This window comes from Syntrophaceae bacterium, assembly GCA_013177795.1.
In the GTDB taxonomy this organism is placed as follows: Bacteria; Desulfobacterota; Syntrophia; order Syntrophales; family UBA2192; genus UBA2192.
The window spans coordinates 510,736-530,525 of record JABLXY010000003.1 but is presented as its reverse complement, the minus strand read 5'-3'; the positions used below and the strand labels follow the sequence as shown (position 1 = coordinate 530,525).

The window sequence follows — 19,790 nt, the reverse complement described above, 5'->3', positions numbered from 1 at the left end:
CATGCAGACCATCCGGGCGATCCTCAAGCGCGAGTTCCGCAGCTACTTCACGACCTCCATGGGGTACGTGATCCTCGTCGTGTTTCTCTTCCTTGCGGGGTTCCTCACGATCAAGGGCCGTTTCTTCGAGATGCGGCAGGCGGATCTGAGGGTCTTCTTCGACAACCTGCCCCTGCTCTACATCTTCTTCGTCCCCGCCACCGGGATGCGTCTCTGGGCCGAGGAGCGCAAGGCGGGCACCATCGAGTTTCTGTTCACGCAGCCCGTCACGGTCGCCCAGGCCGTGATCGGCAAGTTCCTGGCCGGCTGGCTCTTCCTCGCCGTGGCCCTGCTGCTCACGGCGCCCCTCGTGATCGCCGTCTCCCGGCTCGGCAGCCCCGACCCCTACGTGATCGCGGCGGGCTACCTGGGCGCGTTCCTGATGGGCGGCGCCTACCTGGCCGTGAGCGTCTTCTGCTCGGCCCTGACCCGCAGCCAGATCGTGAGCTTCGTGCTCTCCGTCGGGATGATCGCCCTGCTGGCCTACACCGACTCGCCGGCCGTGCTGACGTGGCTTGCCGGCATCGTGCCCGCGTACCTCATCGAGGCCCTGGCCAACATGAGCCTCTCGGGGCACTTCGAGTCCATGCGGCGCGGCGTGCTCGAGTTCCGCGACCTCTCCTTCTACGGGATTCTCATCGCCGGCCTGATCGCCGTCACCTGCCTCGTCGTCGACAACCGAAGGGAGTCATGCTGAAGAAGAACGCCAAGGTCCTCGCGGCCGTCTTGCTCATCGCGCTGATCACCTTCTCGTCCATCACCCTGCTCGCGAAGGCGGGCCGGGCGCTGAAGGTCGATCTCACGCAGGACCGCATCTACTCGCTCACCGACGAGACGAAAAAGGTCCTCGCGGGGATCACGCACCCGGTGCGCCTCAAGCTGTTCTATTCCCGAACGGAGGCCCTGAAGGGGTTCGACTCCCTCCGGTCCTACAGCAACTACTTCTTCTACATCCGGGACCTGCTGCGGGAGTACGCGTCGCGCTCCCGCGGGAAGATCACCCTCGAGATCATCGACCCCCGCCGCGATACGCGCGAGGAACGGGAGGCGCTCCAGTACGGCCTGCGCCCCATCCCCACGGCCGGCGACGACCGGTTCTACTTCGGGCTCGTTCTCGTGACCGAGTTCGGCCAGGAGAAGGCCATCGCCCTGCTCTCGCCGGTGCGCCAGCAGCTTGCCGAGTACGACATCACCGAGATGATCCACAGCGCCACGTCACGGACGAAGAAGAGGATCGGGATCCTCTCCACGGTCAGCCTCGAGAGCGCCGCGTATCCCGCCGAGACGGCGCGTGCGGCGGGCCTCGCGGAGGCCGGCCTGAAGGGCCCGTCGGCCCTCGAGCCGCTGAAGTCGCACTACGACGTGACGATGCTCGCCCCCCACTCGGATCTGCGGAACCTCGACGCCGTGGTGGTCGTCCACCCCCGCGATCTCCCCGAACAGACCCTCGCGGCCCTGGACCGCTACGTCACGGGCGGCGGGAAGCTCGTCGTGTTCCAGGACCCCGCCTTCACGGCCGATGCCTCCGCGGCCGCCGCGTCGAGCGCCTACACGCCCGGGCGGAACGCCTCGAACCTCAACCGCCTGCTTGCCGCCTGGGGCTGCGAGATGGCGCCGGACGTGCTCGCCGCCGACCCGGGGCTCGCCCCGCGCGACTCGGCGGGCCCGCCCACCGCGATGACGCTCAAGGGCAAGGCCATCAGCCGGGAAGACGGTCTCGGCACCGGCGTGACCCAGGTCCGGGTTCTCAATGCCGGCGCGCTGCAGATCCGGACGGTCCCGGGGATCACGGCGACCGCTTTCCTGCGGAGCTCGGAGACGGGCTTCACCGTCCGGGCCGATAACCCGCAGCAGCGTGCCTCGGAGGGGAAGGAGACCGTCACCCTCGGGGTTCGCCTCACCGGAAGATTCCCGAGCGCCCTGGCGGCAGATGCGGCCGCGGAGGCGCCCGGGACGGGAGGATCGAAACCGCCGGCGGCCGCGGGCAAGACCGCCCCGGCCGTGGTCGTGTTCTCCGACGTGGACATGCTGACGGCTCCCCTGGCCGCGGCGGCTCCGGCGGGCGGCAACGCGGACCTGGTCCTCTCCACGATGGAGGGCCTCACGGGCTCGGTTTCCCTGGCGAGCATCAAGGCCCGCGGCAGGATCATCCGGCCCTTCAGCGCCGTCGACCGGATGGAGGAGGACTTCGAGGATGCGACGGCCTCAACCGCAGCCGCCCTGCGGGCCGAGATCGCCGCCGGGGAGAGAGAACTGGCCAGCCTGGCCCGCAAGAGCCGGGAGGGCGAGGAGTCCCTGCTGAAGGAGGAGATCCTCCGGAGCCGCAAGCTGACGGAGGCGAAGATCGCGCGCGCGAAGGAGGAACTGGCGGCCCTCCAGCACAGGAAGCGCGCCATGGTCGAGAGTCTTTTCACGGCCTGGAAAGTCTTCATCCTGCTGACGGGACCCATCCTGGTGCTGCTGATCCCGGCCTCGGTGCTCGCCGCACACCTGCTCGGCCGGGCCGAATGGATCAAGAGGAAGCCATGGAAACGAGGCATCTGATCATCCTCGCCGCCGTCGCCGCCGTGCTCACCGGGGCCGTGATCCTGCTCGGCATCATGGAAGACCGCCAGGAGGTGACCCTCAAGGAGGGCAGCTACATCCTCCAGGGGTTCAACCCGGAGAAGGTCTACGGGATCTACATCAAGCAGGGCGACGAGGCGCTCACCTTCAAGCGCCGGGACGAGCGGTTCTTCCTCACGGGCAAGCACGACTACCCCGTCTCCAACGAGCAGATCAACCGGATCGTGAGGGCGATCGCCGACATCCGCTGCGCCGAGCGGGTGACCGCCGACGAGCGCAACCACGGGGCGCTGGGTGTTGCGGGGGAGAAGGTGGGCCTGGTGGTCCGCTTCTTCAGCGAGTCGGGCCAGAAGATGACGGGGATCGTCATCGGCCGGGACCGGCCCGGGTTCCCGGGGTTCTACGTCCGGCTCGAGGACGAAAAGCAGGTCTACCTCAGCACGGACGCAATGCCGGCGGTGAGCACGAAAACCGCGGACTACATCCGCCGCGACCTGCCGCCCGGCCGCAAGAGCGATTATGTCCGGATCGCCTGCAGCAACGGCTCGGGCGCCTTCGCCCTCGACCTGCGCGAGGGCAGGCCCGTCCTCGAGGACATCCCGAAGAGGCAGCGGCAGGACGAACGCGCCGTCACGGAGCTTCTGAAGACGCTCGAGCAGTTCCCGGTCCGCAACGTTTACCGCAGAGACGACCTGGCGGCGATTGCCTGGCCTGCGCGGCTGGACTTCCACCGCAAGGACGGGACGATCTACCGGATCGAGCTTGCGGAAAAGGACGGAAGGCACTTCGCCCGCGCCGAGGCGCTCCCCGGCGGCGAGGCGGCGGCGAAAGGAGCCCCGGCAGGCGCCGACACGGGGCAGGATTCGGCACCGCTGCCCGTCGACACCGTGAGGGCCTTCAACCGGGACCACGGGGACTGGGTCTACGAGATCGACCCCTCGTGGATGCGCGTGGCCCGGATGAAGCAGGCGGACCTGCTGGAATGAAAACCAGAAGGTGAGAAGGTAAGAACGTGAGAGGGTGAGAAAGACCTTTCCTCTTACCCTCTTAACTTCTTCCCTTCCCCGTCGGGAAGGTCAGCTCCCCCCCGTAATACCCGATGACGCTCACGACCGGGGCGAGCGACAGGAGCATCGCGATGTAGACCCATCGTCCAGCCCCCGTCTCGTCCATCACGCCCGGAATCCAGAACCGCCACAGGAAGGCCGCAAGAGAAACCGCGAGGAGAACCCAGGACAGACGCATCTTGACGGTGACGTGCGCCATGGGCCTGGCCAGGTAGTTGAGCCACCACGTGAACCAGCCCGTGAGCATGGCCGGCGGGATGAAGAGGATCCCGCCCGCCAGGCAGTGGAAGGCCGTCACCTCGAAGGCCTTGACCCCTGTCACCATGTAGAGGACGTCGAAGAACGTGGCCGAGTACATGAACACGATGGGGAAATGGACCACCATCGGGTGGGGGTGGCGGCGCAGGAACGGGAACCGGTCGAGCAGCCCGGCAAGCCATGCCGGGACGGCGTCCCCCCCGGCGCCCGCCTGCTTCAGCGTGCCGGCCCGGGGGACCTTTTCCAGCACCTCCCTGCCGTGGGGGGCCGCCTCGATGTCCGCGGTGAGGTCCCGGCCCGCGCGGTGGCGCTTCATGTGCAGGCCGCCCCTCCAGAGCCGGCTTGCGCCCACGTCGTAGACGACGCCGTCGACGGCCACGCAGGCCCGTTTCCCCTCGCTCCCGTCGCAATCGGCGAGTGTCTGCGCGTCGTATTCCCTGCCGTCCGGTCCGCTCAAGGGTTCCCCTCCCCGGGATCAGTGCCCGGGCTTGTCCCCCTCCCCCGCCTTTCCGCGGAACACGAGGTACACCCAGGCATTGTAGGCGAGCATCACGGGCAGCAGCACGGCGCTCACGGCAAAGAGGAACCAGAGCGAGCGCGGCGGGGCGGCCGCATCGAAGATGGACAGCCCGGGCGGGACGGCCGTGGGGTACAGGGCGGCGGCGATCCCGACCACGAGGGTCAGGAACAGCAGCACGCTCCACTGGAAGGGCTTGTCGGGCTCCCCCCTCCTGAGGCTTCGCAGCAGCATGGCAAACTCGAAGAGGAAGATGGGCAGGGTGAGGTAGATGTAGTGGCCCTGCCGCAGCGCGAGCAGGGAGAAGCGGCCTTCCCGGTGCTGCAGGGACATCCACAGCAGGATCACGGCGAGCCCAGCGAGAACGGCCCACGCCGCGACCGCGGCCGCCTTCAGGGCTCGTTCCCGGAGCTCCCCCTCCGCTTTCATGGCGAGGTAGGTGGTGCCGAGCAGGAGAAATCCCGCGGCCCCGCCGGCGGCGACCAGGGCCGAAAAGGGGTTGAGCCAGTCGCCCCAGCCGCCGGCAAACTGCCCGTTGACCACCGGCATGCCGCTCAGCAGCCCCCCGAGGGTGAACCCCTGGGCGAGGGTCGCGACGAGGCTCCCCAGCCCGAAGGCAAGGCCCCAGCGGGCGCGGTTGGGCGATTCGTGGTAGAACTCGATCGCCACGCCGCGGAAGGCAAGCCCGGCCAGCATGAGCATGACGGGGACGTAGAGGGCCGACATGGCGACCCCGTAGACGACGGGGAAGGCGCCGAAGAGCAGGCCGCCCAGGATCACGAGCCAGGTCTGGCTCGCGTGCCAGGTGGAGGCGATCGAGTGGATCATGAGCCCCCGCTCCTCTTCGTTTCGGGCCGCCAGCGAGAAGATCCCCAGCCCCAGGTTGTAGCCGTCGGTGGCCATGTAGAGGAACAGCAGAAGCCCCAGGGCGAGGAAGAAGTAGTCGGGCAGGTAGATCTGCAGGGTTTCCATGGGCATCCTCCTCTCAATGGCCCGGGCGGGCCTGCGGGGGCTCGAGGGTCGAGGGGTCGGGCCCCTGCGCCAGCACACGCGCGGCCAGGGCGACAAACGCCGCCGTGAGCAGGCCCGCAATGACGAGATAGCCCGCCAGGGAGGCGGCGACGGCCCCCGCCGGCAGCGGGGTGGCGGCCTCGCCGGTCCTCACGAGGCCGTAGACGAGCCAGGGCTGGCGTCCCACCTCGCGCGTGATCCAGCCTCCCTCCACGGCGGCCCAGGCCAGCGGGCCCGCCGCCATCCAGGCCCAGAGAAGCCGTCTCTCGCCCGCAAGCCGCTCGGCGGTGAGCGCCCCCTTCTTCCAGCGCCACCCCGTCCAGAGCGCAAGGCCCAGGAAGGCGAAGCCTGCGAAGACCATGACCCGGAAGGGATAGAAGGTCAGCAGGATGGGGGGGTGCAGGTCTTGGGGGAACTCCCTGAGTCCTTTCACCTCGCCCGTCGGCGAGTGGGTGAGCAGGAGACTCAGGACATACGGCACCTCGACGGCCCAGGCGTTTTTCTGGTTCGCCTCGTCGGGCCAGGCCGCGATGATCCAGGCGGCCCCCTGCCCCGGGAGGTTCGTCTCCCAGTGGGCTTCCATGGCCGCGAGCTTCGTGGGCTGCAGTCTCGCCACTTCACGCCCGTTCTCGTCGCCGACCCAGACCTGCAGGGGCGAAATCACGAGGGCGGCGATCAGGGCCGTCTGGAAGGACCGCGCGAAGAACGCCGTGTGGCGTCCCTTCAGGACGTACCAGGCGCTGATCCCGCCGACGACAAGGAGGCTCGTCTGGAGACAGGCGAGATACATGTGGGCCGTGCTGATCATCATGTCGGGGTTGAAGATGGCCTCCCGGAAGTCCGTGACGATGATCCGCCCGCCGTCGACCACGACCCCGGCGGGGGACTGCATCCAGGAATTGGCCACCATGATCCAGAACACCGAGAGGGAGGAGCCGAGGACGACCATGCAGGTGGAGAAGAAATGGAGCTTCGGGGGCACCCGGTTCCACCCGAAGATCATGACGCCCAGGAACCCCGCCTCGAGCATGAAGGCCGAAAGGGTCTCTGTGCCGAGGATCTCGCCGAAGAAGGTGCTCCGTGCCGCGAAGGGCGCCCAGTTGTTGCCGAAGGCGAATTCCAGGGGGAGCCCGGTGACCACGCCGATGCCGAAGTTCAGAATCAGCAGCCGGCTCCAGAAGCGGGCGTGGCCGTAGTAAACGGGGTCCTTCGTCCTGAGCCACAGGCCTTCCATCACGGCGATGAACAGGGCCAGCCCGACGGTCAGCACCGAGAAGGAGATGTGGACCATGGCCATGGCGGCAAATTGAAGGCGGGAGAGCATCACGGTATCGAAGAGCGTGTCCATCGCACCTCACCCATCAAGAAAAACCCGGTCCGTGACCGGGAAAAGGATAGAAGTTTTGAAGCTGGGAAGATAGGAAGTCCGGATAGGGTGCGACCAACCGTGAATCTCCGCTTTTCCAAGCTTCCCAACTTCTCAACTTCGAAGCTTTCGGTATGTAAGAGGCGTCTTGCCTGCGCCTTGCGTCGGGCGACGGCCCGGCACTCATTTAATGCGGGTCACCATCAGCGTCGCCGTGTCGAACCCCTCCACGGCAAGAAGACGGACCTCGTAGAGCGACCCGTCGGCGCCCTCGAACTGAACGAACTCGCCGAGATTGAGGCGCTCCACCTCGAGGTTCTTGGCCCCCACGGCGCCGATTCGGATGTGCACGAAGCTGTGCGCGACACTGACGATGCTCAAGAGCAGGGCCCCCTTGGCGGCAACCGCCGTGGAGTACTGCTTGACCGTGATCGTCTCGCTCGGGTAGGTCATGGTTCGTTCTCCGTGATCCCTCTCGGATCGGACACCGTCGGGTGCGAACAAATGGGGGATGCGGCCCCCTGTCAAATCTTTGGCCTGACCGCGAAGAGGTCCCCCGCAGGGCACGCGTGGCAATTTTAACAGATCATCGCCCGATTGCCAGTTTTTTTTGTTCCGGGCCGATCAAGGCCGCCCCTGAAAGAAAAACCATTCTTTTCCATGGGTTGGCGTGTCAAGAAAATCCTGCGTCCACCTATTGCTTTTCACAGTGGAAACCGCTATATTAGGTGCAAATGTGATACGCCGGTTTCGGTATCGCTCGTGCTCTTCCTCTCTCTGAAGCTCTGAATCTCGCGCGGTCCCAACGAATCTCGCCCCAGCCCTACCGGAGCCAGCAGGCATTCAGCCTCCCCCTCCTTGGCTGCTTGCCTTCGCGGGGGCTTTTCCCTCCTCCTTTGGCCCCCTGTACGACGGTAGGGCAGGGCCTGAAAAAGCCCGCCCGGGCACAAGCTGGCAAATGGGCAAAAAAAAGCAGGGCGCTTCGCCCTGCTTTTTTCGTCAGTCCCGAGAACCGGGAGTCAGTTCATGGCTTCGCGGAACGGGGTGATCAGGTATCCCCCGTCGAAGCCGATGGCCATCCCGGCGGGCCCCGACCGGATGACGGTGCCGTTGACCTTGATCAGGCCCCTCGTGCTGTCCGTGTCGGTGCCGACATTCCGGACCGGCAACAGGATGTCGAGCTTGACCTTTGTGCCCGCGGCAAGCGCCGTCTTGGTGGGGAAATAGGCGCCGCCCGCACAGATGTCCTTCGTCAGGAGTTCGAGGACCGATGCCGAGTCCGGTGAGGAAAGCACCTCGATCTTGGCGGGGACCTGGAGATCGAAACGCTCGAGCCTCCTGCGCTCGTAGACCAGATCGTAGCTGTCGGCCGTACGGGTTATCTTCCTCATTGCCTTGTTTTCCTTTCCTTTCCCGGGTCTTCCTCGCCCCAGGCGGGGGAAAATGACCGCCCTTGGTCATAAATGTCAAACCAGCAATATTTTTATTCAGAATTCGTGCCAAATGCGGGCGGGCGCCCGCAGGCGCCGGGCCTCGGGCATCAGGCGTAAGGATTTGGAGGGGGATGCCCTGGAGAAACCCTCAGAAAAGGGCTCGAGGCAAAAAAAGGACCGGGTGTTTCCCGGTCCTTGCATGTTCCCGGAGCCTGACGCCTAATTCGGCCTGGCGTCGAGGACCTCCCTGACCTTCGTCAGCATGTCCTTGAGCTGGTAGGGTTTGCTCACGAAGCCCACGGGATGGGGGTTGAAGGCCTCGCGGACCTGCTCCTCCGCGGAGGCGCCCGTGGAGATGATGACCTTGATCCTCGGGTTGATCTTCAGGAGTTCCTGGAAGCACTTCTGCCCGCCCATCCCGGGCATGATGAGATCGAGGATCACGAGATCGATGCGGTCCCTCTCCCTGCGGTAGATCTCGATGGCCTTCTCGCCCCCGTCGGCCAGGATGGTCTCGTAGCCGTACTGGCGCAGCAGGTCCTGCCCGATGTCCAGGACGGTCTTCTCGTCGTCGACGAGCAGAATCCGCTCCTTCCCCCGCGGTGCTTCCTGCGGGACCTTCACCTCGGCCTTCTCCTGACCGTCGCTCTTCAGGACGGGGAAGTAGATGCGGAACGTCGTCCCGCCGCCGGGACGGCTGTCGACCTGGATGTAGCCGTTGTGGTTCTGGACGATGCCGTAGACGATGGCCAGGCCCAGCCCCGTGCCCTTTCCGGCCTCCTTCGTCGTGTAGAAGGGCTCGAAGATGTGCTGCAGGGTCTCCTTGTCCATCCCGTGGCCCGTGTCCGACACGGTGAGCAGGATGTACTCGCCGGGGGTGGCACCCAGCATGGAGGTCGTGTAGCCCCGGTCGAGGTAGACGTTCTCCGTCTGGAACGTGAGGGTGCCGCCGTCGGCCATCGCGTCCCGGGCGTTGACGCCGAGGTTCATGAGGATCTGCTCGAGCTGCGCCGAGTCGGCGTTGACGACCTTCAGGTTCTCGGCAAGCTTGAGTTCGATCGTGATCATCCTCGGGATCGTCCGCTGGAGGATCTTGCAGACCTGCATGACCTCGTGGTTGAGATCGAGGGGCTTGAGCTTGCTCTCCATCTTGCGGCTGAAGATGAGGAGCTGCTTCGTCAGCTCGCTGGCCTTCAGGGTGGAGCTCTGGATGACCTCGAGCTTTCCGTAGTCGGGGTCACTCGAGTCCTTGCGCATCAGCAGCAGCTGCGTGTATCCCGAGATGGCCTGCAGCAGGTTGTTGAAGTCATGGGCGATGCCGCCGGCCAGGGTCCCGATGGCCTCCATCTTCTGGGCATGCAGGAGCTGGTTCTCGAGCTTCTTCTTCTGCTCCTCGGCCTGCTTGCGCTCGCGGATCTCGCGCTGGAGCTCCTCGTTGGCGCGGCTCAGCTCCGCCGTGCGGATCTGGACGCGCTCCTCGAGTTCGTCGTGGGCCTGCTGGAGGGCCTCCTCGGCCTCGCGGCGCTGGTTGATCAGAAACTGGGTCATCATGCCGTAGGTGAAGATGAGGACGACCACCAGCAGTCGGGTCCAGAACTGGTCCGTCACCATGGAGTCGAAGATCCAGTAGATGAGGGCCATCGCCACGGCGATGATGAGCAGGCCGTTCTGCTCGATCTGGGTGCGGAGCGTCACGTTCCTGCGGATGTCCATGCGCATGCTGAGTCTGCCTACGTTCATGCCGGCTTACCGTCCTTTTGCTCTCGCGGGCCGTTGCACCGCGCAGCCCGACTGGCGACCATCAGGGTTCGGACACGATTTCCCCGTCTCTCGCAGATTCTTTGCAAGGATTCTGCCGGATTTTCCCTTTTTGCCCATTTATTTAGAGGGGATAGGAACAATCACCCCGGGAAATTGCCCCCACTCTGTCGCCTTTCAGCGAAATTTTCAACAAAAATTTAGCAGGAAGGGCGCGTGATTGGACGTGAAGAACGGCGGCTGGCGCCTGACGATGGGCGCCACGGCGGGGTGCCGGCGGAACTCCCGGTCCAGGAAGTCCCGCACCGCCCGGCGCCCCCAGCCGGCGGGATGTTCGAAGTCGGCATACAGCGAGAGGTCCCCCTCGTAGAAGGGGCGAACCTTCAGCCCCGCCGCCGCCTCCGTACCGGCAGGCAGGTTGAAGACGGCGAGGTTGAGAAAATCGATCCACTCACTGTGTCCTGCGGTGAAGGCCAGGGTGCGCCCGGCCGCCTCGGGGGTCTCGGCGGGGGTTCCGAACAGAAGGTAGACGTAGGTCCCGATCCCCGCCCCCTTGAGAGCCTTGAGGGCCCGCGAGGCCTCGTCGATGCGGATGCCCTTCTCGAGGGCGTCGAGCACCCCCTGATCACCCGATTCGAGGCCGAGTTTCAGCATGACGCAGCCCGAGGCCCTCAAGGCCCGGCAGAAATCCGCGTCGCCGAGCCGGGCGCTCACCCGGGTGAACCCGTACCAGGGTGCGCCCGGGGCGTGACGGGCCAGCAGATCGAGGAGCCGCGGGCTCATGGTGCTGTCGAGAAAGTGGATCAGGGCGGGTCGCATCTCCGCGACGAGCGCCCGGAGGTCCGACAGGACCTGCTCTTCCGGGACAGGCCGGTAGCGCTGCCCCTCGGCCCTCTCGGGGCAGAAGGTGCAGCGGCGCCAGTGGCAGCCCGACGAGGCGCTGTACGGAAGCACGGGCCCGGGCGACAGGTAGCCCTCCGCGGGGAACCCGGCGTAGTCGGGGCGTGCGAAGCGGCCCCCGCTGCCCCGCACCCCGGCAAGCGCGAGCAGGAAGTCCTCCCCGGGGCCCGCGACGCAGTGGTCGACGAGCCCCCCGAAGGGGTTTCGGCCGCCGGTCCGCCGGAGCCAGGAGGTCACGAGACCGCCGCCCAGCACGACGGGCATCCCCGGGAACCGCTCGCGCAGCCACCCGATCAGGGCGAATGCACACAGGGCCTGGCTCAGGTAGTTCAGGGAGACGCCGACGGCATCGGCGGCACTCTCCCCGATGAGCGCCTCGATGCGCCCGGCAAGCGCGGGCACAAACGGGTTGGACCGGTATTCCCGGGCGGCCCGGAGAAGGTCCCCCGACCGAAGCGGCGAGAGCCCGGGGTCCTGGTGATCGGCCAGCGTGAGCGTGACACCGGCCTCGAGGCCCCGGCGCGCGAGCAGGCGGTTGACGTCGCTGACGCAGCGCCGGTACCGGTCCGCGCTGCCGTAGAGCCCCGGGCTCCGCAGCGCGGCCAGGTTCTCCGTCAGCCTTCGCCGGGCACGCATCGTCCAGGTGTCAAATTTCCGGCCTGCAGTCCCGGCCGCCTCCGCCAGGAGGCGCAGCTGCCCCTCGCAATTGGCGTCCAGCACCGTGCAGCGGACCCCGTGCTCTCTCAGGCAGCCGGCGAGCCGCGCGATGCCGCCCGGCGGTTCGCAGGCCTTCGCGACGGGGGGATGGATGAGCAGGATGTGCTTGATGGCCTCTCACCTCTGCTGTTGAAATATCGTTTGACAAGGAGGATTTCGTGTGCACATTAACAGCAATCGAAATTCTCCGGAGGACAGTTGATGTTCGAGATCACACCCAAAGCGGAAGAGATGATGCTCGCGTTCTTCAAGGAGCGCGACGACAAGCCCTTCGTGCGGATTTTCCTCAACGAGGGCGGCTGAGCCGGGCCCTCCCTGGGCATGGCTCTGGACGAGTCAAAGGACGGCGACGAGATTTTCACCCGAAACGGCCTCACGTTCATGATCGAAAAGGCCCTCTACGAGGACGTCAAGCCCATCAAGGTGGATTTCATCGAGACGCCCCGCGGGTCGGGCTACTCGATCGAGTCGAACCTGAAGAGACCGGACGGCTGCGGCGGCTGCAGCGGCTCCTGCGGCTGACCGGCAGGGGCATCGGCACGAAACGGAAAGGGGGGCTTCGGCTCCCCTTTTTTCATCCCTCCAGCCCCTCCCGCTCGATGGCATCGATTCTCGCCTGCAGATCGCCCCACCTGCGGTAGAGGTCCTCGAGCTGCGGCGCGATGCCCCGGTACTCGGCGCCGAGCCGCTTCACGAGGCTGCCGTCCCCGTAGGTCGCGGGGTCGGCCAGGAGGGCCTCCAGCTCGGACTTCCGCTTCTCCCTGCCGTCGATTTCGCGCAGAAGCGCCTCCAGGTCGTCCTTGAGGGGCTTCACCCTGCGGTAGCGCTCCTGCCTTCGCTCCGCCTCCTCACGCTTGCGCCCGCGATCCCGCTGCACGCGGCTTGCGCCCGGATCCGGATCCCCCCTGCCCGGCCCCTGTGCCTCGCGGGCGTGCCAGATCCGCAGGTAGTCGTCCACGGAGCCCGGGTAGAGCACGAGCCCCCTGTCCTTCGCCACGAGCACCTTCGTGACGAGGCCCGCGAGGAAATCCCGGTCGTGGGAGACGATCACGAAGGTCCCGTCGAAGGCACGCAGGGCCTCCTTGAGCACATCCTTGGAGCGCATGTCCAGGTGGTTCGTCGGCTCGTCGAGAACCAGGAGATTGGCCGGCACGAGGAGCATCCGCGCCAGCGCCAGCCGGCTCTTCTCGCCGCCCGAGAGCACGGAGACACGCTTGAAGACGTCGTCGTCGGAAAAGAGGAAGTGCCCCAGCAGGGTCCTCAGGTTCCCCCCCGCGCCGAAGGCGGCCACCTCCTCGACGGACTCGAGCACGGTTTTTGACGGGTCGAGCGCGTCGGCCTGGTTCTGCGCGTAGTAGGAAACACTGACCTGGTGCCCCTCCACGCGCCGGCCGGCCTGGACGGGCTCGATCCCCGCCAGGAGCCGGGCCAGCGTGGATTTCCCCGCGCCGTTGACCCCGAGCACGGCGATGCGGTCGCCCCGCTCGATCACGAGCGACACCCCCTCGAAGACGGCCGTGTCCCCGTAGCGCTTGTCGACGTTCTCGAGACGCAGGACGACCCTGCCGGAGCGGGGCGGCGGCGGGAACCGGAAGGCGATCTCCCGCTCGTCCGTCTCCAGCTCGATCCGGTCGATCTTCTCGAGCCGCTTCAGGCGGCTCTGGACCTGCCGGGCCTTGGTGCTCTTGGCGCGGAAGCGCTCGACGAAGCGCTCCGTCTCACGGATCATCTTCTGCTGGTTTTCGAAGGCCGCCTCCTGCAGGCGGCGCCGGGCCTCCTCCTCGCGGAGGTAGCCCGAGTAGTTGCAGGCGTACTCCGTCGCGCGGCCCCGGGAGATCTCGACGGTGCGCCTGGCGAGATTGTCCAGGAACCGCCTGTCGTGGGATACGAGGAGCAGCGCCCCCGCGTAGGCCGCGAGGTAGCCCTCGAGCCATTCGAGGGACTCGATGTCGAGATGGTTCGTCGGCTCGTCGAGAAGCAGCACCGAGGGCTCGCGCAGCAGGAGCCTCGCCAGCTCGATCCGCATCTGCCAGCCGCTGCTGAACTCGCCCGCAGGCCGCTCCAGGTCCCGCTCCCGGAAGCCGAGCCCGAAGAGAATCGCCTTGGCCCGGGCCTCGATGCGCCAGCCTTCGCCGTCCTCGATGCGGTGCTGGATCCGACCCATCTCGGCAAGCAGGCCCTCGATTTCCGGACCCGATTCCCCGGCGGCGCTCCTCGTGCGGATCTCCGCGGAGATCGCGTCGAACCGCAGGTGGAGCCGCCGGATGTCCTCGAACGCCTTCAGGGTCTCCTCCAGGAGCGATTGGCCCGCGTGGCCGACGAGCTCCTGGGGCAGGTAGCCGACGGTGGTGAACCGCGACCGGTGGAGGGTGCCTGAATCGGCCTCCACCTCGCCCGCGATGATCTTCATCAACGTCGACTTGCCCGTCCCGTTGGCGCCGACGACGGCGATCCGGTCCCGCTCGCCGACGAACAGCGAGAGCCCCTCGAAGAGGACCTTCGGGCCGTATTGTTTGGAGATGTTCTCCAGCGAAATCATGACGAATGGCAAACGGCCTGTGGCTTCAGACTTGCGGCGGATGGGCTGATGACGGATTCCTTTTGACGCCTGTGCCTTGCGTTTCGAGCCTTGCGCCGCAGGGGCCAAACAAAAGGCGGGGTTGATGACCCCCGCCTTGCGGATTCCGGGTTCGTGCATGGAGGCCGCGTCACGCGTACTCCGTGCCCGCCGTCAGCGTCGCCAGGGCCCGCTCGCCGATGAGCAGCACCCGGGTGTGGTTGAGCCGGTTGGCGAGCAGCCGGGTCAGGCCCTTCATGACCTCGAAGCCCATGGCGCAATCCTCCTCCATGAGGGCCTTCATCTTGCCGCCGTCGAACAGGATCAGCGTCGTCGGCTCGGCGATCAGCGCGCTCAGGGTGTGCAGGTTGGGCTCCACGAAGGCCGACCAGCCGAAGGCCTCCCGCCGGGTCACGACGTCGATGATGACCTGCATCGGCGGCCGCGCGGGCCCCATGTCGGTCTTCATCTGCAGGAAGACCTTCCCCTGCTGGACCAGATAGAGGTGAGTCGACGGGTCCCCCTCCTTGTACAGCAGGGTCCCCGTCGGGAAGGATTCCTCCTTGGCGATGGCCATGAGTTTCTCGATCTGCGCGTCTTTCAATCCCTGGAACACGTTGCACTCCTTCAAAAAAGCCGCTGACACCATGGAAACTCACCTCCTTGTAGAATGAGCCGGGGAACCGCGATGGAGAAGACGACCCGTATGGTTCTCTATAGCAGCCTTCGGGTCCGAATTCTATCGGAAATTTGCGGCCCTGACCCCGAGGGGCGCCGCACAAAAAAAGCGGCACCGAACCGGTGCCGCCTCTTGCAGGGTCTTGCCGCGATCAGATCGCCTCTACGTTCTTTGCCTTCGGGCCCCTGTCCGTCGTCTCGACCTCGAACTGGACCCGCTGCCCTTCCTGCAGGCTCCTGAATCCAGCGGCCTTGATGGCCGTGTAATGGACGAAGAGATCGCCGCCCCCGTCCTGCTGAATGAAGCCGAACCCTTTCTTCTCGTTGAACCACTTTACGGTTCCCTGCGCCATCGTGTTCCCTCCTGTGCAAAAAAAATCGATGGCCGGGAGCAGACACTCTGACAGAAAAAGCGGGAACCGTCCGACAGACCCCGGATCGGCGGCCCCTATTCCCTCCAGAATGGTCCCCCCCTTAGACCACAGGGCGAACCATATCGCCCCCCCGCGACGCCTGTCAAGCAGATTTTCCGCCGCTCCCGGGCCGCCGGGGAGCCCGCCTCCGTTGCAGGGGCCGGGGGTTTGTGCCATACTCCCTCCATCATGATCCCCCTGCGGATGACAGAGCAGGGCCTCGCCTGCGAGGCCGGCGGCTTTCACATCGATCCCCGGGGCCCCGTGGAGCGCGCCGTCATCACCCACGCGCACGCCGATCACGCCGTTCGGGGCTGCCGCAGCTACCTCGCCGCCCGGGACGGCGCCCACGTGCTGAGGACCCGGCTGGGGAACGACGCCCCGATCCGGTTCGTGGGGTACGGGGAGACCGTGGCCCTCGACGGGGTCCGCCTGTCGCTGCACCCGGCGGGGCACATCCTGGGCTCGGCCCAGGTGCGCATCGAGCACCGGGGCCGCGTCACGGTGTTCAGCGGCGACTACAAGCTCCAGGCCGACCCCACCTGCGCCCCCTTCGAGCCCCTGCGCTGCCACGGCTTCATCACGGAGTCCACCTTCGGCCTCCCCGTGTACCGGTGGGACGAGCCCGCGGCGCTCTTCGCGCAGATCCGCGCCTGGTGGCGGTCCAACCAGGAGGCGGGCCGCGCCAGCGTGCTCTTCGCCTACGCCCTCGGCAAGGCGCAGCGGGTCCTCATGGGCCTCGACCCCGCCATGGGGCCCATCTTCACGCACGCCTCGGTCGAGGAGATGAACCGCCGCTACCGGATGAGCGGGGTGGGGCTGCCGAACACGGTTCCGGCCGAGGCGGGGAGGAAGGCCGATTTCAGCCGGGCCATCGTCATCGCGCCGCCCTCGGCCCGCCACGCCAGCTGGCTGCGGCGCTTCGGCGCGTGCGCCACGGCGCTGGCCTCGGGCTGGATGCGCCTTCGCGACGCGAGGCGGCGCCGCGGCGTCGACCGGGGCTTTGCGCTCTCCGACCACGCGGACTGGCCGGGCCTCCTGGATGCCGTATCGGCGACGGGCGCGGAAGAGGTCTTCGTCACCCACGGCCATGTCGATCCCGTCGTCCGGCTGCTCCGGGAGAGGGGCATCGACGCAAAACCGCTGCAGGCCGGCTTTGCCGCCGGCGAATGGATGGAGGATTGATGCCGGCGGCGGGGACGGCCGTGCCTCCGCCTCTTGCCTCGTGGCCATGAAGCGCTTCACCGATTTGTGCTTCGAACTCGACGAGACGACGAAGACCTCGCGGAAGGTCGAGGCGCTGAGGCGCTACTTCGCGGAGGCCCCGCCGGGGGATGCCGCGTGGGCCCTGTTCTTTCTGCTCGGCGAGTGGACCGGGCGGGCCGTCGCGGCAGCGCGTCTCCGGCAATGGGCCTGCGAGGCGGCGGACATCCCCGAATGGCTCTTCGACGTCTGCCGGCAGGCGGTGGGGGATTCGGCCGAGACGATGGCCCTCGTCGTGCCGTGGGCGGGAGGGTCGGGCGTGCCGGGCCTGCGGGCCCTGGTGGAGGAGCGGCTGCTGCCGATGCAGGACGCCGACGGGGAGAGCTGCCGCGCGCGGGTCGAGGAGACCTGGCGGCAGATGGACGAACGGCAGCGCCTCGTCTGGAACCGGATGCTCGCGGGCGGCTTCCGTGCCGGCGCCTCGAGGCAGACGGTCATCCGCGCGCTGGGCGAACTCTCGGGCATCGAGGCGCATGTCATCGCGCACCGCCTCCTCGCCCCCTGGGAGCCGTCGGCGGATTTCTTCCGCCGTCTCCTCTCGGCCGACGGCAGCGACGCAGAGGTCAGCCGGCCCTACCCGTTCCACCTCGCCTGCCTGCTCGACGGGATGCCCGGGGGCCTCGGCCCCAGGCGGCAGTGGTGCGCCGAGTGGCTGTGGGACGGGATACGGGTCCAGGCCGTCAAGCGCGGCGGGGCGGTTTTCCTGTGGTCCCGCGGCGGCGAGCTGCTCAACCGGGCATTCCCGGAGATTGCCGGGGAGGCAGGGAGCCTGCCCGAGGGGACGGTCCTCGACGGGGAGGTCCTGCCGTGGAAGGACGGGCGCCCCCTGCCCGGCGACCTGCTGCAGAAACGCGTCGGGCGCACCGTTGCGACGCGCCGGCTTCTCGAGGAAGTCCCCGCGGTCCTCATGGCCTTCGATCTGCTGGAATCGGGAGGCATCGATATCCGGCGATCGCCCCTGCACGAGAGGAGGGAAGCCCTGGAGAGGCTTCTCGCAGCCCCCGGGCCGGAAGGGCGGTGTCTCCTCTCGCCCGCTCTGCCGGACGAAAGCTGGGAGGACCTGACGGCGAGGCGCAGGCATTGCCGGGACATGCGGGCCGCGGGCCTCGTGCTCAAGAGGCTCGATTCGCCCTACGAGGCCGGTCGGCACCGGGGCAGCTGGTGGAAATGGAAAATCGAGCCCCGCACGGTCGATGCGGTCCTGCTGTATGCCCGGCCGGCGCAGGGTGAGCGGGAGGATCGCGCGGCCGACTACACCTTCGGCCTGTGGCGCAGGGGACGGCTCGTCCCCGTGGCCCGCATCGCGGAGGGGCTCACGGCCGAGCAGATTGGGCGCATCGACGCCTTCATCCGCCGCAACACCCTCGAACGGTTCGGCCCCGTCCGTGCCGTCAGGCCGCAGCTCGTCTTCGAGATCGCCTTCGAGGGCATGGAGCCCTCGGCACGGCGCAAGTCGGGCATCGCCCTGCAGAGGCCCCGCATCGTGCGGTGGAAGGACAAGCCGCCGGAGGAGGCGGATTCCCTCGAGTCGCTCGAGGCGATTCTTCGCGGGGAAAGCGACTGAGCGCCCGACCGGGGATGCGGCAGGGGCCCGAACGATCCCCCTGTTTGCCCCGCGTCAGTCCTCTTCCACGGGAAGGTCGCCCACCGTGAACCGGCGGCCGGCCACGTCGTACTGCAGGCAGGAGTTGCGCCTCCAGCGGCCGTCGTCCTGCGCAGGGCGGTCGCTCCGCAGAAAGCTCCCCCGGCTCTCTTCCCTGGCGAGGCCTGCCTGGAGGACGGCCCTCAGCGTCAGGGCCCCGGCGCGCAGGTCGAAGTCCGCAAGCCTCTGCGGCACGGACTGCGGGGCAAGACGGTCGAGCCGATCCTCGATTGCGTCGAGCAACGAGAGGGCCTTGCGCATGGAATTCTCCGACCGGACGACCCCGGCACCGCCCCAGGCCGCATCCCGCAGGCTTGCCAGGATCTCCCGGTATGGAGCCGCCGTCGCCGCCCCGCCGGCCCTCGCCGCGGGCTCCGCTATCCGGCCCCAGGACGGGGCGGGCGCCGCGGCCAGGGCCCGCTCCGCGGCGAACCGGCCCGCGAGCGCCCCCGAGACGACGCACTCCGTCAGGGCATTGCCGCCCAGGCGGTTGGCCCCGTGCAGGCCCCAGAGGATCTCCCCGCAGGCAAAAAGCCCCGCGAGGGCCGTCTCGCCGGTCTCGGCGGCGCGCACGCCGCCCATCATGAAATGCGCGGCGGGGGCCACCGCGACGGGCCTTTCCCGGAAGGGGAAGCGGAGCCGCCGGAAGATCGCCAGGGGGTGGACACCCCAGGCCGCGGCGGGGACGCCCCGGAGGTCGAGAAAGACGCCCCCTGCCTGCGCTTCCTCGAAGAGCAGGGCCGAGAAGCGATCGCGCTTCTTGACGATCGCGTCGTTGACGTCGGCCAGGCCGTGTTTCTCGAGGATGTCCTCGCCCGAGGCGCCGATGAGCCTCGCCTCGCGCGCAAAGGGCGGGTAGACGATGAGGGCCGGAAGCCCCGGTTCGGCCAGCACGAGGGGGTAGAACTGCACGAACTCCATGTCCAGAAGCTCCAGGCCGGCCCGTGCGGCCAGGGCATAGCCCTGCCCCATGATCCGCCTCTGGTTGTCGTGCCGCCGCCAGACGGCCCCGGCCCCGCCCGTGGCCAGGATCACGGCCGGCGCCTCGATCTGCAGCGGTTCGCCCCTGCGGGTAAACCCCCGGATCCCGCAGGCGCGGCCGTCGCGGCAAAGGAGTTCCGTCACGCAGAAGCCGGGCAGGAAGCGGACGCCGTCGAGGCCGCGGACGTGATCCGCCAGCATCCGCATGAGGGTCACCCCGGGGATCACCGACGGGTCGGGCGACACGACCGTCCGCTGGGCGCCACGCTCCCGGATGGGGATCCCGACGGAGCGCAGCAGCCGGAAGGCCGACGGCGCCTCGCGGGCCGTGAGCCTGACCCGGGCGGCGCAGTTGAGACCGCACCCCGCGCGGAGCGTGTCGCGGATGTAGTCCTCGGCTGCGTACCGTTCCGAGGGGCCCGACATGACCCCGTTGGCCAGGGCGGAGTTTGTCCCCAGGCCGATGGGGCCCCGGTCGGCGATGAGCACCGCCGCCCCCTCTTTCCGGGCGGCAAGGGCCGCCGTCAATCCCGCAAGTCCCGCCCCGATGATGATCACCCGTCCAACCATGGCAACACGCGTTCCTTTACTCTGCGCTCATCCCTTCCACCAGGAGTTCCCCGTG

At 67.6% G+C, this 19,790-nt stretch carries 17 protein-coding genes; 6 read left to right on the top strand and 11 right to left on the bottom strand.

The window, feature by feature from the left end; genetic code table 11:
* Nucleotide 1: 1 nt before the first annotated feature.
* The 3 genes from HPY67_12325 to HPY67_12315 are packed head-to-tail and all read left to right on the top strand — an operon-like array spanning nucleotide 2 to nucleotide 3,590.
* Nucleotides 2–736, top strand: coding sequence for an ABC transporter permease subunit (locus tag HPY67_12325; GenBank protein ID NPV05506.1), 735 nt, complete (start codon nucleotides 2–4; stop codon nucleotides 734–736).
* Nucleotides 730–2,583 carry a GldG family protein gene (locus HPY67_12320; GenBank protein NPV05505.1) on the top strand — a complete coding sequence of 618 codons (1,854 nt, stop codon included), beginning with the start codon at nucleotides 730–732 and terminating at the stop codon, nucleotides 2,581–2,583. The genes HPY67_12325 and HPY67_12320 overlap by 7 nt, the downstream gene beginning before the upstream one ends.
* Nucleotides 2,565–3,590, top strand: coding sequence for a DUF4340 domain-containing protein (locus tag HPY67_12315; GenBank protein NPV05504.1), 1,026 nt, complete (start codon nucleotides 2,565–2,567; stop codon nucleotides 3,588–3,590). Before HPY67_12320 ends, HPY67_12315 begins: the two co-directional genes overlap by 19 nt.
* A gap of 61 nt (nucleotides 3,591–3,651) precedes the next feature.
* On the opposite strand, the gene HPY67_12310 is transcribed toward HPY67_12315, so the two are convergent.
* The 7 genes from HPY67_12310 to HPY67_12280 all read right to left on the bottom strand — a co-directional run bounded on the left by HPY67_12310 (nucleotide 3,652) and on the right by HPY67_12280 (nucleotide 11,733).
* A complete protein-coding gene (locus HPY67_12310; protein ID NPV05503.1) occupies nucleotides 3,652–4,386 on the bottom strand; it encodes a cytochrome b5 in 735 nt (244 codons plus the stop codon).
* Between the two features lie 18 nt (nucleotides 4,387–4,404).
* The gene (gene cydB, locus HPY67_12305) at nucleotides 4,405–5,418 is read right to left on the bottom strand and encodes a cytochrome d ubiquinol oxidase subunit II (GenBank protein ID NPV05502.1); all 1,014 of its coding nucleotides are present in this window, start codon (nucleotides 5,416–5,418) and stop codon (nucleotides 4,405–4,407) included.
* A 13-nt stretch (nucleotides 5,419–5,431) separates the two neighbouring features.
* Entirely contained in the window at nucleotides 5,432–6,805 is a 1,374-nt protein-coding gene (locus tag HPY67_12300) for a cytochrome ubiquinol oxidase subunit I (protein NPV05501.1), read from the bottom strand.
* Between the two features lie 201 nt (nucleotides 6,806–7,006).
* Entirely contained in the window at nucleotides 7,007–7,276 is a 270-nt protein-coding gene (locus HPY67_12295; GenBank protein NPV05500.1) for a hypothetical protein, read from the bottom strand.
* Nucleotides 7,277–7,842: 566 nt separating this feature from the next.
* Nucleotides 7,843–8,214 carry a PilZ domain-containing protein gene (locus HPY67_12290; GenBank protein NPV05499.1) on the bottom strand — a complete coding sequence of 124 codons (372 nt, stop codon included), beginning with the start codon at nucleotides 8,212–8,214 and terminating at the stop codon, nucleotides 7,843–7,845.
* Nucleotides 8,215–8,475: 261 nt separating this feature from the next.
* Entirely contained in the window at nucleotides 8,476–9,996 is a 1,521-nt protein-coding gene (locus tag HPY67_12285) for a response regulator (protein ID NPV05498.1), read from the bottom strand.
* Between the two features lie 207 nt (nucleotides 9,997–10,203).
* Nucleotides 10,204–11,733, bottom strand: coding sequence for a radical SAM protein (locus HPY67_12280; GenBank protein NPV05497.1), 1,530 nt, complete (start codon nucleotides 11,731–11,733; stop codon nucleotides 10,204–10,206).
* 219 nt (nucleotides 11,734–11,952) lie between these two features.
* On the opposite strand from HPY67_12280, the gene HPY67_12275 reads away from it, so the two are divergent.
* The gene (locus HPY67_12275) at nucleotides 11,953–12,153 is read left to right on the top strand and encodes a hypothetical protein (protein NPV05496.1); all 201 of its coding nucleotides are present in this window, start codon (nucleotides 11,953–11,955) and stop codon (nucleotides 12,151–12,153) included.
* 52 nt (nucleotides 12,154–12,205) lie between these two features.
* On the opposite strand, the gene HPY67_12270 is transcribed toward HPY67_12275, so the two are convergent.
* The 3 genes from HPY67_12270 to HPY67_12260 form a co-directional block, all read right to left on the bottom strand.
* Nucleotides 12,206–14,170, bottom strand: a complete 1,965-nt coding sequence (locus HPY67_12270) for an ABC-F family ATP-binding cassette domain-containing protein (protein ID NPV05495.1) — start codon at nucleotides 14,168–14,170, stop codon at nucleotides 12,206–12,208.
* A 169-nt stretch (nucleotides 14,171–14,339) separates the two neighbouring features.
* Nucleotides 14,340–14,837 carry a cyclic nucleotide-binding domain-containing protein gene (locus HPY67_12265; GenBank protein ID NPV05494.1) on the bottom strand — a complete coding sequence of 166 codons (498 nt, stop codon included), beginning with the start codon at nucleotides 14,835–14,837 and terminating at the stop codon, nucleotides 14,340–14,342.
* 181 nt (nucleotides 14,838–15,018) lie between these two features.
* Entirely contained in the window at nucleotides 15,019–15,219 is a 201-nt protein-coding gene (locus HPY67_12260; GenBank protein NPV05493.1) for a cold-shock protein, read from the bottom strand.
* A gap of 249 nt (nucleotides 15,220–15,468) precedes the next feature.
* Here HPY67_12260 and HPY67_12255 point away from each other — a divergent pair, with 249 nt between their 5' ends.
* Nucleotides 15,469–16,464 (top strand): ligase-associated DNA damage response exonuclease, encoded by a 996-nt coding sequence (locus HPY67_12255; protein NPV05492.1) that lies wholly within the window; start codon nucleotides 15,469–15,471, stop codon nucleotides 16,462–16,464.
* Between the two features lie 46 nt (nucleotides 16,465–16,510).
* Nucleotides 16,511–18,106 (top strand): ATP-dependent DNA ligase, encoded by a 1,596-nt coding sequence (locus HPY67_12250; protein NPV05491.1) that lies wholly within the window; start codon nucleotides 16,511–16,513, stop codon nucleotides 18,104–18,106.
* 54 nt (nucleotides 18,107–18,160) lie between these two features.
* On the opposite strand, the gene HPY67_12245 is transcribed toward HPY67_12250, so the two are convergent.
* Nucleotides 18,161–19,735, bottom strand: a complete 1,575-nt coding sequence (locus tag HPY67_12245) for an FAD-dependent oxidoreductase (protein ID NPV05490.1) — start codon at nucleotides 19,733–19,735, stop codon at nucleotides 18,161–18,163.
* Nucleotides 19,736–19,790: the final 55 nt, after the last annotated feature.

What these genes read in the sequence shown, in the direction of transcription:
- HPY67_12275 (NPV05496.1), top strand. Translation starts at nt 11,953, where the DNA reads ATGGCTCTGGACGAGTCAAAGGACGGCGACGAGATTTTCACCCGAAAC.
- HPY67_12260 (NPV05493.1), bottom strand. Translation starts at nt 15,219, where the DNA reads ATGGCGCAGGGAACCGTAAAGTGGTTCAACGAGAAGAAAGGGTTCGGC.
- HPY67_12270 (NPV05495.1), bottom strand. Translation starts at nt 14,170, where the DNA reads ATGATTTCGCTGGAGAACATCTCCAAACAATACGGCCCGAAGGTCCTC.
- HPY67_12290 (NPV05499.1), bottom strand. Translation starts at nt 8,214, where the DNA reads ATGAGGAAGATAACCCGTACGGCCGACAGCTACGATCTGGTCTACGAG.
- HPY67_12295 (NPV05500.1), bottom strand. Translation starts at nt 7,276, where the DNA reads ATGACCTACCCGAGCGAGACGATCACGGTCAAGCAGTACTCCACGGCG.
- HPY67_12325 (NPV05506.1), top strand. Translation starts at nt 2, where the DNA reads ATGCAGACCATCCGGGCGATCCTCAAGCGCGAGTTCCGCAGCTACTTC.
- HPY67_12255 (NPV05492.1), top strand. Translation starts at nt 15,469, where the DNA reads ATGATCCCCCTGCGGATGACAGAGCAGGGCCTCGCCTGCGAGGCCGGC.
- HPY67_12300 (NPV05501.1), bottom strand. Translation starts at nt 6,805, where the DNA reads ATGGACACGCTCTTCGATACCGTGATGCTCTCCCGCCTTCAATTTGCC.
- HPY67_12265 (NPV05494.1), bottom strand. Translation starts at nt 14,837, where the DNA reads ATGGTGTCAGCGGCTTTTTTGAAGGAGTGCAACGTGTTCCAGGGATTG.
- HPY67_12285 (NPV05498.1), bottom strand. Translation starts at nt 9,996, where the DNA reads ATGAACGTAGGCAGACTCAGCATGCGCATGGACATCCGCAGGAACGTG.
- HPY67_12245 (NPV05490.1), bottom strand. Translation starts at nt 19,735, where the DNA reads ATGGTTGGACGGGTGATCATCATCGGGGCGGGACTTGCGGGATTGACG.
- HPY67_12250 (NPV05491.1), top strand. Translation starts at nt 16,511, where the DNA reads ATGAAGCGCTTCACCGATTTGTGCTTCGAACTCGACGAGACGACGAAG.
- HPY67_12320 (NPV05505.1), top strand. Translation starts at nt 730, where the DNA reads ATGCTGAAGAAGAACGCCAAGGTCCTCGCGGCCGTCTTGCTCATCGCG.
- cydB (NPV05502.1), bottom strand. Translation starts at nt 5,418, where the DNA reads ATGGAAACCCTGCAGATCTACCTGCCCGACTACTTCTTCCTCGCCCTG.
- HPY67_12315 (NPV05504.1), top strand. Translation starts at nt 2,565, where the DNA reads ATGGAAACGAGGCATCTGATCATCCTCGCCGCCGTCGCCGCCGTGCTC.